This window comes from Mesorhizobium sp. EU05-FHT14A09, from assembly GCF_058790995.1.
On the sequence record NZ_JBYTDF010000007.1, the window covers coordinates 246,872 to 258,570 of the forward strand.

At 64.0% G+C, this 11,699-nt stretch carries 11 protein-coding genes; 10 read left to right on the forward strand and 1 reads right to left on the reverse strand.

Annotated features, from left to right (window positions below):
• The first annotated feature begins 25 nt into the window (after nucleotides 1–25).
• The 4 genes from AC3WTO_RS22960 to lpdA all read left to right on the forward strand — a co-directional run bounded on the left by AC3WTO_RS22960 (nucleotide 26) and on the right by lpdA (nucleotide 5,157).
• Nucleotides 26–1,258 carry a 3-methyl-2-oxobutanoate dehydrogenase (2-methylpropanoyl-transferring) subunit alpha gene (locus AC3WTO_RS22960; RefSeq protein WP_492463228.1) on the forward strand — a complete coding sequence of 411 codons (1,233 nt, stop codon included), beginning with the start codon at nucleotides 26–28 and terminating at the stop codon, nucleotides 1,256–1,258.
• 3 nt (nucleotides 1,259–1,261) lie between these two features.
• On the forward strand, nucleotides 1,262–2,275 hold the full coding sequence (locus AC3WTO_RS22965) for an alpha-ketoacid dehydrogenase subunit beta (protein WP_492463229.1): 1,014 nt from the start codon (nucleotides 1,262–1,264) through the stop codon (nucleotides 2,273–2,275).
• A gap of 1 nt (nucleotide 2,276) precedes the next feature.
• Nucleotides 2,277–3,599: a dihydrolipoamide acetyltransferase family protein gene (locus tag AC3WTO_RS22970; protein ID WP_492463230.1), complete on the forward strand. Its 1,323-nt coding sequence runs from the start codon at nucleotides 2,277–2,279 to the stop codon at nucleotides 3,597–3,599.
• A 160-nt stretch (nucleotides 3,600–3,759) separates the two neighbouring features.
• Nucleotides 3,760–5,157: a dihydrolipoyl dehydrogenase gene (lpdA, locus tag AC3WTO_RS22975; RefSeq protein ID WP_492463231.1), complete on the forward strand. Its 1,398-nt coding sequence runs from the start codon at nucleotides 3,760–3,762 to the stop codon at nucleotides 5,155–5,157.
• 97 nt (nucleotides 5,158–5,254) lie between these two features.
• On the opposite strand, the gene AC3WTO_RS22980 is transcribed toward lpdA, so the two are convergent.
• A complete protein-coding gene (locus AC3WTO_RS22980) occupies nucleotides 5,255–6,364 on the reverse strand; it encodes a saccharopine dehydrogenase family protein (protein ID WP_492463232.1) in 1,110 nt (369 codons plus the stop codon).
• Nucleotides 6,365–6,500: 136 nt separating this feature from the next.
• Here AC3WTO_RS22980 and AC3WTO_RS22985 point away from each other — a divergent pair, with 136 nt between their 5' ends.
• From AC3WTO_RS22985 to AC3WTO_RS23010, 6 genes are all read left to right on the forward strand, one after another.
• Nucleotides 6,501–6,929 (forward strand): Lrp/AsnC family transcriptional regulator, encoded by a 429-nt coding sequence (locus AC3WTO_RS22985; RefSeq protein WP_129412399.1) that lies wholly within the window; start codon nucleotides 6,501–6,503, stop codon nucleotides 6,927–6,929.
• A gap of 31 nt (nucleotides 6,930–6,960) precedes the next feature.
• On the forward strand, nucleotides 6,961–7,923 hold the full coding sequence (locus AC3WTO_RS22990; protein WP_492463233.1) for an NUDIX hydrolase: 963 nt from the start codon (nucleotides 6,961–6,963) through the stop codon (nucleotides 7,921–7,923).
• Nucleotides 7,924–7,990: 67 nt separating this feature from the next.
• Nucleotides 7,991–8,980, forward strand: a complete 990-nt coding sequence (nadA, locus tag AC3WTO_RS22995; protein WP_492463234.1) for a quinolinate synthase NadA — start codon at nucleotides 7,991–7,993, stop codon at nucleotides 8,978–8,980.
• On the forward strand, nucleotides 8,977–10,524 hold the full coding sequence (locus AC3WTO_RS23000; protein ID WP_492463235.1) for an L-aspartate oxidase: 1,548 nt from the start codon (nucleotides 8,977–8,979) through the stop codon (nucleotides 10,522–10,524). The genes nadA and AC3WTO_RS23000 overlap by 4 nt, the downstream gene beginning before the upstream one ends.
• A 1-nt stretch (nucleotide 10,525) precedes the next feature.
• Nucleotides 10,526–11,371 (forward strand): carboxylating nicotinate-nucleotide diphosphorylase, encoded by an 846-nt coding sequence (nadC, locus tag AC3WTO_RS23005; protein WP_492463236.1) that lies wholly within the window; start codon nucleotides 10,526–10,528, stop codon nucleotides 11,369–11,371.
• A gap of 47 nt (nucleotides 11,372–11,418) precedes the next feature.
• Nucleotides 11,419–11,688, forward strand: a complete 270-nt coding sequence (locus tag AC3WTO_RS23010; protein WP_492463237.1) for a hypothetical protein — start codon at nucleotides 11,419–11,421, stop codon at nucleotides 11,686–11,688.
• Nucleotides 11,689–11,699: the final 11 nt, after the last annotated feature.

Below are 11,699 nucleotides of genomic sequence, written 5' to 3' on the forward strand. Positions count from 1 at the left end.
CCAACGCAGTGGAGGACGAGAGCCCATGGCCGAAGCCGGGAAGTTGCGCTTTCATGTTCCGGAACCGGAGGTAAGGCCGGGTGGAACTCCGGATTTCTCCAACGTTCCCATTCCCAAGGCCGGCTCCGTGCCGAAACCGCCGATCGATGTCGATCCGCGTGAAGTCCGCGACCTCGCCTTTTCGATCATCCGCGTCCTGGATCGTGCCGGCGAAGCCGTCGGTCCCTGGGCCGACATGCTCAGCGATCAGGAACTCCTGGAAGGCCTGCGTCACATGATGACGCTGAGAGCCTTCGATGTGCGCATGCAGATGGCGCAGCGCCAGGGCAAGACTTCCTTCTACATGCAGCATCTGGGCGAGGAGGCGGTAAGCTGCGCCTTCCGCAAGGCGCTCGACAAGGGCGACATGAATTTCCCGACCTATCGGCAAGCCGGGCTTTTGATCGCCGACGACTATCCGATGGTCACGATGATGAACCAGATCTATTCGAACGAGGCCGATCCGCTGAAAGGAAGGCAGCTGCCGATCATGTATTCGTCGAAGGAGCACGGCTTCTTCTCGATTTCCGGCAATCTGGCCACCCAGTACATCCAGGCGGTTGGCTGGGCGATGGCCTCCGCGATCAGCGGCGACACGCGCATCGCCGCGGCTTGGATCGGCGACGGCTCGACCGCGGAATCGGATTTCCATTCGGCGCTGGTGTTTGCCTCCACCTACAAGGCCCCGGTCATCCTCAACATCGTCAACAACCAGTGGGCGATTTCGACCTTCCAGGGTATCGCGCGCGGCGGCGCCGGCACCTTCGCGGCGCGTGGTCTCGGTTTCGGCATTCCGGCCCTGCGGGTCGACGGCAACGACTATCTTGCCGTGCATGCGGTGGCGAAATGGGCGGCGGAACGCGCGCGCGCCAATCTCGGGCCGACGCTGATCGAATATGTGACCTATCGCGCTGGGGCGCATTCAAGCTCGGACGACCCCTCGGCCTATCGGCCGAAGGCGGAATCGGAGGCCTGGCCGCTGGGCGACCCGGTGGTGCGGCTGAAGAACCATCTCATCCATCGCGGCGTCTGGTCGGATGAACGCCACGCCCAGGCCGAAACCGAGATCCTGGAAACCGTCATCGCCGCGCAGAAGGAAGCCGAATCGCACGGCACGCTGCATGCCGGCGGCAAGCCGTCGATCCGCGACATGTTCGAAGGGCTCTATGCCGAGATGCCACCGCATCTCAAGCGGCAACGCCAGCAGGCGGGGATCTGAACCATGGCACGCAAGACCATGATCGAGGCTATTCGCGACGCCATGGATGTCGCGATGGGGCTGGATGAACGTGTCGTTGTTTTCGGCGAGGACGTCGGCTTCTTCGGCGGCGTCTTTCGCTGCACGCAGGGCCTGCAGGCAAAGTACGGCAAAAGCCGCTGTTTCGACGCACCGATCAATGAATCCGGCATCGTCGGCGCGGCCATCGGCATGGCCGCCTACGGTCTGAAACCGTGCGTCGAGATTCAGTTCGCCGACTATATGTACCCGGCATATGACCAGCTGACCCAGGAGGCCTCGCGTCTGCGCTATCGCTCCAATGGCGATTTCACTTGCCCGATCGTCGTGCGCATGCCGACGGGCGGCGGCATCTTCGGCGGCCAGACCCACAGCCAGAGCCCCGAGGCCCTGTTCACCCATGTGTCGGGACTGAAGACGGTGGTGCCGTCCAATCCGTCGGACGCCAAGGGCCTGCTGATTGCAGCGATCGAAGACCCGGACCCGGTCATCTTCCTGGAGCCGAAACGGCTCTACAATGGCCCGTTCGACGGTCATCACGACAAGCCGGTCACGCCATGGTCCAAGCATGACCTCGGCGAAGTCGCCGACGGCCACTACACCGTGCCGCTCGGCAAGGCGGTGATCCGCCGTCCGGGCAATGCGGTGACGGTGCTCGCCTACGGAACCATGGTCTATGTCGCCCAGGCTGCGGCTGAAGAGACCGGCATCGATGCCGAGATCATCGATCTGCGCACGTTGCTGCCGCTCGATCTCGATACGATCGTGGAGTCGGTGAAGAAGACCGGTCGCTGCGTCGTGGTGCATGAGGCGACGCTGACTTCGGGCTTCGGCGCCGAGCTGATGTCGCTGGTGCAGGAAAATTGCTTCTACCATCTCGAAGCACCGGTCATGCGCGTCGCCGGCTGGGACACGCCTTACCCGCACGCCCAGGAGTGGGACTATTTCCCGGGCCCGGGCCGGGTCGGTCGCGCGCTTATCGCCACGATGGAGGCCTGACATGGGTGAGTATGTCATCAAGTTGCCCGATGTCGGCGAAGGCGTGGCCGAGGCGGAGCTTGTCGAATGGAGCGTCAAGGTCGGCGACCTTGTCCGCGAGGATACCGTTCTGGCGGCGGTTATGACCGACAAGGCGACCGTGGAAATCCCGTCGCCCGTCGACGGTGAGATTCTCTGGCTGGGCGCCGAAATAGGCGACACCGTGGCGATCGGCTCGCCGATCGTGCGGCTGAAGGTGGCTGGCGAAGGCAATGTGACGGCCGTCGCCGATACCAAGCCCGCCGCGGCCAGCCAGGCAGAGGAACCAGCAAAGGTCGCGATCGCTAAGGAGACGTCGGTCGAACTCGCGCGCAAGGAGCCGGTCGAGGCCAGGCCGGCGCCAGTTCCGGCGGCAGCGAAGAGCGTGTCGCGCCCTTCGGCGTCGATCGGAGGTGCGCCGCGTCCGGAAGGCGAAAAGCCGTTGGCGTCGCCAGCGGTGCGGCTTCGCGCCAAGGAAGCCGGCATCGATCTGCGCCAGGTCGCCGGCTCCGGTCCGGCGGGCCGGATCGGGCATGAGGATATTGACGCGTTCCTCGCCCGCGGACCTCAGGCGGCGCGGCCGGCGACCGGTCTTTCGCGCAACGAGAGTGTCGAGGACATCAAGGTCATCGGACTTCGGCGCAAGATCGCCGAGAAGATGAAGCTCGCCAAATCGCGCATCCCGCACATCACCTATGTCGAAGAAGTCGATGTGACGGCGCTGGAAGATCTGCGCGCTGCCCTCAACAAGGAGAAGCGCCCGGATCGGCCGAAACTGACGCTGCTGCCTTTCCTGATGCGGGCGATGGTCAAGGCGATTGGTGAGCAGCCGCTGCTCAATTCGCTGTTCGACGACGAGGCCGGTGTCATCCACCAGCATGGCGGCATCAACATCGGTATTGCTGCCCAGACCGCAAACGGGCTGGTCGTGCCGGTGGTGAAACATGCCGAGGCGCGCGACCTGTGGGATTGCGGCGCCGAGGTCAATCGCCTGGCCGAGGCCGCCAAGAATGGAACGGCGACCCGTGACGAACTTTCCGGATCGACCATCACCATCACCTCGCTCGGGGCCATGGGCGGCGTGGTGACCACCCCGGTGATCAATCATCCGGAAGTCGCGATCATCGGCGTCAACAAGATGATGGTCAGGCCGATGTGGGATGGCACCCAGTTCGTCCCGCGCAAGATGATGAACCTGTCGTCCAGTTTCGATCACCGCATCGTCGACGGCTGGGATGCGGCTGTGTTCGTTCAGCGCATCAAGGCGCTTCTGGAAACCCCTGCGCTGATCTTCGTGGACAACTGACCATGCGTTCATCTCACGATCATCAGCCAGCAAATCCAGAGCGTTTCCGTTTTTCACGGAAACGCGGAAACGCTCTAGTTTTTTGTTTTGACGCAATTCCGGACGGAAAACCGCTAGGCACTTTTCCTGGAATTGCTCTTCAAAAGCGGGGACTTGGGCAATGAAGGATATTTCCTGCAAACTGCTCGTTGTCGGCGCCGGCCCCGGCGGCTATGTCTGCGCCATCCGTGCCGGCCAGCTCGGCATCGATACCGTCATCGTCGAGGCGGTGAAGCCGGGCGGCACCTGTCTCACCATCGGCTGTATACCTTCCAAGGCATTGATCCATGCGGCGGAAGAGTTCGAGAAAGTTTCGCACATGGCCGAGGGCACCAGCCCCCTCGGCGTTGCGACGACAGCTCCGTCGCTCGATTTCGGCAAGACCATCGCTTGGAAAGACGGCATAGTAAGCCGGCTTACCAACGGCGTTTCCGGGTTGCTCAAGAAGGCCAAGGTCAAGCATGTTTCGGGCTGGGCAACCTTTCGCGACGGCAAGACCGTGGAGGTCGAAACCGAGACCGGGCTGCAGGTGATCCGCGCTGAAACCGTGGTCATCGCCACGGGCTCGGCGCCGGTGGAGCTGCCGTTCCTGCCGTTTGGCGGTCCGGTGATCTCGTCGACCGAAGCGCTCTCGCTGGACAAGGTGCCGGAGCGGCTCGCCATCGTCGGCGGCGGCTACATCGGCCTTGAGCTCGGCATGGCCTTTGCCAAGCTCGGCGCGAAAGTGACCGTGGTCGAAGCGCTGCCGCGCCTGCTTGCGCAATATGACGCCGAACTGACCAAGCCGGTGATCAAGCGGCTGGCGGAACTTGGCGTCGAGGTGTTGACCGAGGCCAAGGCCAAGGGTCTTTCGACCAAGGGCGATGCGCTGCTGGTGGAAACGGCTGCCGGCAAGGACGTGAAGATCGAGGCCGACAAGGTTTTGGTCACGGTCGGGCGCAAGCCTGTGACGGAAGGCTGGGGCCTCGACCAGATCGACCTTGATATGAGTGGACGCTTTATCCGCATCGACGAACAGTGCCGCACCTCGATGCGCGGTGTTTTCGCGATCGGCGACGTCACCGGCGAGCCGATGCTGGCGCACCGTGCCATGGCGCAGGGCGAGATGGTGGCCGAAATCGTGGCTGGACACAAACGCAGCTGGGACAAGCGGGCCATTGCAGCGGTCTGTTTCACCGATCCGGAAGTGGTGAGCGTGGGATTATCGCCGGAGGAAGCGAAAGCCCTGGGCGGCGAGATCAAGACCGGGCTGTTTCCGTTCACCGCCAATGGTCGCGCCATGACCAAGCTCGGCGAGAGCGGCTTCGTCCGTGTTGTCGCGCGCGCCGACAATCATCTGGTGCTGGGCATACAGGCCGTCGGCAATGGCGTTTCAGAACTGGCCGCGGCATTCGGGCTGGCGCTGGAGATGGGCGCGCGCCTCGAAGACATCGCCGGCACGATCCATGCGCATCCAACGCAGGGCGAGGCGTTTCCGGAAGCGGCACTCAAGGCGCTCGGGCACGCATTGCATATCTGAGCAAGCGCTCTCGTCGCGACGATGCATTCAAGAAAAACCCGCCGGGATCAGCCGGCGGGTTTTTGTTTGGTCAGGCCGGGTGGGGCCGGGCGTCGTCTCAGCTGGCCAGGCGGTCGGTGCGTTCGTGCTGCGCATAAGCGCGGCCGAAACGGTTGGCCAGGAAGCTGTCGAGCGCGATGTCTTCCTGCTTGACGAAGCCGGTGGCCGGCAGGGTGCCGTCAGCCAGCATGTCGAGCACGGCGCAGATGCCCGAGGCCGTGGTAATCTGGATGGCGCTGCGCACGATCTGGCCGGAGCGCTGGCTGTAGACCTTGTTGGCGTAGGTCTCCTGCAGCAGGCGGCCGTTCTTGCGGCCCGAGACGGTCACGAAGACGATGACCACGTCCTGCATAGTGGCCGGCAGCGAATTTTCCAGGATGTCCTTCAGCACTTCGCGGCGATGGCGCAGGCCAAGGTCGTTGAGCAGTGCCTTCATGATCGCGGCGTGGCCCGGATAGCGGATAGTGCGGTAGTTGAGCGTGCGCACCTTGCCCTTCAGGGTTTCTGCCAGCGTGCCCAGGCCGCCTGAGGTGTTGAAGGCCTCGTAGGTGACGCCGTCGAGCGAGAATTCCTCGCGCTCTTCCAGCGGCGGCACTTCGATCAGCTCGCCCTCGACGATGGCTTCGCAAGGCTCGCAATATTCGTTGATGACGCCGTCGGTGCTCCAGGTCAGGTTGTAGTTCAGGGCATTCGACGGATATTGCGGCAGCGCGCCGACGCGCATGCGCACGCTTTCAAGGCTGTCGAAGCGGCTGGCGAGGTCGTTGGCGACGATCGAGATGAAACCCGGGGCGAGGCCGCACTGCGGAATGAAGGCGGTCTTTGCGGTCTTCGCCAGTTCCTTGACACGACGGGTCGAGGCAACGTCCTCGGTCAGGTCGAGATAGTGGACGTCGGCCGAAGCAGCTGCTTCCGCGATGCGGGTGGTGAGATGGAAGGGCGCGGCGCTAAGCACGGCGAACTTGCCGGCGAGCACGGCTTCCAGGGCGCCGGCAGCTTCAATGTCGGTTTCCACCGTCGCCACGCCGGCACCAACTTCAAGTGCTGCGAGCTGCGCCGCGGAGCGGTCGACGATGGTGACACGATAGTCACCGGTCGCGGCCAACATGTCTGCAATGGTCGAGCCGATCTTGCCCGCGCCGACAACAACGATTTCCTTCATGGCCAAGCCCTTTCTTATGGATGTTTCAAGGGCAGGAATCGCAGTTTGCCTGACGAATGGAAGTGTGCGATTGAACAAAACGCCGACGCTTTTCGACAAAATCGCCGAGGCTGCTCGTCAGAATGCGAAGTCACGTGGGAAAATGCTGAGCCAAGCCGACAGAGACCTCATCACACTGCTGCGTGAAAATGCGCGCGCGTCGACCGCAGAGCTCGCCAGAAGGCTGGGCGTTTCGCGCACGACCGTGCAAAGCCGCATCGAACGGCTGGAGGCGCGCGGCATCATCATTGGCTATGGCGTGCGGCTGGCGCCTGACTACGAGCAGGGGTTGGTGCGTGCGCATGTGCTGCTGACGGTGGCGCCGAAAGCGGCCGAGCGCGTCGTGAAAGATCTGCGGGCGCTTGGCCAGGTGCGTTCCCTGCATTCGGTCAGCGGCAGCTTCGACATGATCGTGACGGTCGAATCGGCTTCGATCAGCGATCTCGATGCGCTGCTAGACCGAATCGGCGCAATGGACGGCGTGGAACGCACGCTGTCTTCCATCATCCTCTCGACGCGGATCGACCGGTAAGATCCGTCATCTTCTACCGGACCTCGGAGCCATGCAGGATCGCATGACAGACACAGGAAAGCGCAAGCCAGCCGGCAAGAACCACGATGTGGGCCTCATTGCGGTTGTCGTGGCCGTTGCCGACCAGGAGCCACGCGTCCTTACCGTCGGGGTTGCCAACGGGCTGCCTTCAGGTCCGTTCGAGCTTGGCCACCGATCCCTGCAGTTCGGCCTCAGGACATGGGTGGAACAGCAGACCAGCCACCAGCTCGGCTATATCGAACAACTCTATACATTCGCCGACAGCGACCGCATCGGCGACGAGCGCCACGAGCGGGTGATTTCCATCAGCTACCTGGCGCTGACCCGCATGGATCACTCTTCGGCTGCCGCGAAACGCGCGTGGCGCAGCTGGTACGACTTCTTTCCATGGGAGGATCATCGTGCCGGCGTTCCCGCCCTGATCACTGAAATCGTCCAGCCACACCTGACGGTCTGGGCAAACGGGGCCGCCGATGCCGCGTCACGCGAAGAAAGGCAGCGCAGGGCGGCGATCGCCTTCGGCTTCGACGATCATCCGTGGAACGAAGAGTTCTGCCTGCAGCGCTACGAACTGCTCTACGAGGTGGGGCTGGTGGAAGAGGCGACGCGCAGCCACAACGAACGCGGCTCCGTGCTGATACCCGGCCCGGCCATGATCGCCGATCATCGCCGTATCCTGGCCACCGGAATCGCGCGGCTGCGATCGAAGATCAAATACCGGCCGGTGGTGTTCGAACTGATGCCGCCAGTCTTCACGCTGCTGCAATTGCAGCGCGTCGTCGAAGCGCTTGCCGGCAGGCTGGTCCACAAACAGAACTTCCGCCGGCTGATCGAACAGCAGGAACTGGTCGAGGAGACCGGGGAGACGACCGCCGACACCGGTGGACGGCCGGCCAAGCTCTACCGCTTCCGTCACGCCGTTCTCGACGAACGCGCGGCCGCAGGGACAAAATTGCCGCTGACCAGGTCTTGACAGGAGTTATGCTCATAGTAAGCATATGTCGGTGATATACTCACATTGAGCATAAAGTGAGGTGCCGATGTCTGTCTCTTCCGCTGCGCTTGCCGCATCCCCTTCCGCTTCCCTTTACCAGCGCGTGCAACGTGTCATCCCGCCGATGGAATGGCCGGTTTTCTCCGGCGACATCGATGCCATCCTGGCGCTGAAACGCGAGCGCAACGCCGTTATCCTGGCGCATAACTACCAGACCCCGGAGATCTTCCACTGCGTGGCCGATATCGTCGGCGACAGCCTGGCGCTCGCCAGGAGGGCGATGACCGTCGATGCCGATGTCATCGTGCTGGCAGGCGTGCATTTCATGGCCGAGACCGCCAAGCTGCTCAATCCGGACAAGGTCGTGCTCATTCCCGACCTCGGCGCCGGCTGCTCGCTGGCCGATTCGATCACGGCCGCCGATGTGCGCCTGATGCGGCAGAATTATCCGGGGGTTCCCATCGTCACTTATGTGAACACCTCTGCAGCGGTGAAGGCGGAGTCCGACATCTGCTGCACGTCGGGCAATGCCCTGGCCGTGGTGGAATCGCTGGGCGTGCCGCGCGTCATCATGCTGCCCGACGAATATCTGGCGCAAAACATCGCCGCGCAGACCAAGGTCGAGATCATCGCCTGGAAAGGCCATTGCGAAGTGCACGAGCGTTTCACGCCTGCCGACATCCGCGAATTGCGCGAAGCTCATCCCGGCGTCACCGTGCTTGCCCATCCGGAATGTCCGCCGGAGGTGGTCGCCGAGGCTGACTTTGCTGGATCCACGGCGGCGATGTCGGATTATGTCGGTCGGCACAAGCCGTCGCGCGTCGTGCTGATGACCGAATGCTCGATGAGCGACAACATCGCCGTCGACCATCCCGAAGTGGATTTCGTACGCCCCTGCAATCTGTGCCCGCACATGAAGCGCATCACGCTGGCCAACATCCGCGCGGCGCTTGAAGAAAACCGCCACGTCGTGACCATCGATCCCGAGGTTGCGGGCGCGGCGCGTCAGGCGGTGGAGCGCATGCTTGCGATATGATGCCGTCGATCGATGATCTTCAGGGCCGACCGGTCATCGTCGGCAGTGGCGTGGCCGGCCTGATGGCGGCACTGTGCCTGGCGCCGGAACCCGTGGTGCTGATCTCCAGGGCGCCGCTGGGCACCGAGACGTCCAGCATGCTCGCGCAGGGCGGCATGGCGGCAAGCCTGGGCGCCGATGACAATCCGGAACTTCACCTGGCCGACACGCTCGGCGCCGGTGCCGGGCTTTGCGACGAGGCGGTCGTCAGGCGGTTCGTCGGGGCAGCGCCTGCAGCGATCGCAAACCTGGAGCGGCTGGGCGTGATGTTCGATCGTGCGGCCGACGGCAGCCCGCGGCTCGGGCTCGAGGCCGCGCATGCGCGCCGGCGGATCGTGCACGCCGCCGGAGACGCCACGGGCCGCGAGCTGGTTCGGGCGCTGACCCTGGCCGTGCGGCAGGCATCGTCGATCACGCTCCTGGAGGGCGTGGAGGTCAGGCGGCTGCTTGTCGAGGATGGCGCGATTGCCGGAGTGGTCGCCGTGGGCAAGAGCGGCGCGTTCACGCTCTCCAGCGGCCGCGTTGTGCTCGCGACCGGTGGCGTCGGCGGCCTTTTCAACGATACGACCAACCCGTCGGGCTCGCTCGGGCAGGGGCTGGCGCTTGCCGCCCGCGCCGGGGCGGAGCTGGCCGATCTCGAATTCGTGCAGTTTCATCCGACGGCGCTCGACGTGCCGCAACGGCCGATGCCGCTCATCAGCGAAGCGGTGCGTGGCGAAGGCGCTGTGCTCGTCGACGAAGGTGGGCATCGATTTCTCGCCGACACGCCGGGCGGCGAACTCGCGCCGCGCGACGTGGTGGCGCGCGCGGTGTGGCGCGAGCTTGCCGCGGGGCGGCGCGTGTTCCTGGATACGCGGCAATGTCTCGGGTCACGCTTCGCCGGACGCTTCCCGGCGATCGAAGCGCTTTGCCGCAAGGCCGGCATCGATCCGTCGATCAAGGCGATCCCGGTTCGGCCTGCCGCTCACTATCATATGGGTGGCGTCGCCGTTGATGCCGAAGGGCGCAGTTCCATCGCCGGTCTGTGGGCATGCGGTGAAGTCGCCTGCACCGGGCTGCACGGCGCCAATCGCCTTGCCAGCAATTCCCTGACCGAGGCGGTGGTTTCGGCCGTGCAGGTCGCCAGCAGCGTCGCGTCTGCCGCGCGGCGCGTGCGCCGGCACCTGTTCGCGATGAAGGCAACGCCGACGCCGGATGCCCTGCTGATTCGTCCCATTGTGTCCGGGGCGCTGGGCATCGTGCGGGACGGCCGCCCGCTGCGGGACGCGATAGCGGCGCTGCTGTCGTTCGTCGAAGCCGATGGCGTTGCGTCGGATCCGGCCCTTGTCGGGCTGATGATCGCTGTTGCCGCCCTTCGGCGCGAGGAAAGCCGCGGCGCGCATTGCCGCTCGGACTTTCCCCTGCAGGAGAATCAGCCGCGTCGGTCTCGCCTGACGCTGGCAGAGACATTGGATAGCGCGGCCACCAACGCTGAAATGGCCGCGCCTCTTATAAGGAGAGCTTGAGATGTTGACGCCACTGCCGCAGATCCTGTTCGAACCGCTGGTGCGCAGTGCCTTGCTGGAAGATCTCGGCCTGGCGGGCGACGTGACGACCAATGCCGTCGTTTCGGCCGATATCGACGCGACCATGTCGCTTGCTGCGCGACAGTCAGGCGTGATCGCAGGTCTTGATGTCGCGGCGCTCGCCTTCCGGCTGATCGATTCGCGAATCGTTTTCGAAGTGGTTCATCGCGACGGCAGCCATGTTCCGGCCGGCACGGTCATCGCGACGATCCGCGGGCCGGCGCGTGCCTTGCTGACGGCGGAGCGGGTGGCGCTCAACTTCCTGTGCCACCTGAGCGGCATTGCCACCGCAACGGCGGCGATCGTCGAGACTGTGCGCGATCACAAGGCGCAGATCGTCTGCACGCGGAAGACCACGCCCGGCCTGCGTGCGCTCGAGAAATATGCCGTGCGCGCTGGCGGCGGCGCGAATCATCGTTTCGGCCTCGACGATGCGGTGCTCATCAAGGACAATCACATCGCGATCGCCGGCGACATCGGTACCGCCATTGCGCTGGCACGCGCCGGCGCCGGCCATATGGTCAAGATCGAGGTCGAGGTGGATACGCTCGACCAGCTCGAGATCGCGCTTATGACCGGCATCGATGCGGTCCTGCTGGACAACATGTCTGCCGAACAGCTCGCCAGGGCGGTGACCCTGGTCGACGGCCGCGTGATTACCGAAGCTTCGGGCCGCGTGACGGCCGCCACGGCTCCAGCCATCGCCGCGACCGGTGTCGATCTCATCTCGATCGGCTGGCTCACGCACAGCGCTCCGATTCTCGATATCGGGCTGGACAGCGAATAGGCGACGTCGCCGGCGGCGGCATATTTTTCCGGCGCCGGCCATTTTAGTTGCCCGACGCCGGCAAACCACAATCCCTTGATTGCGAACCGTCTTCCGGGCGCTTCGGCTTAAAAAAAATCGAGAAGATCGCAAAAATCTTCAAACGGCTGTTGACACCGGAAGAGGCCATCCCCTATATGCCGCTCACCAACGACAGCGGCGACGCTGCTGGCGACGAAGAAGTTCGCTTCTGGGTTTCGCGGAGTTGGACGAATTCAAGAGAGCCGCGTGAGCGACACTCTGGTGGCCTGGGAGCTGAGAAGCGAAGCAGGCCGTGACGCTGCGTTTG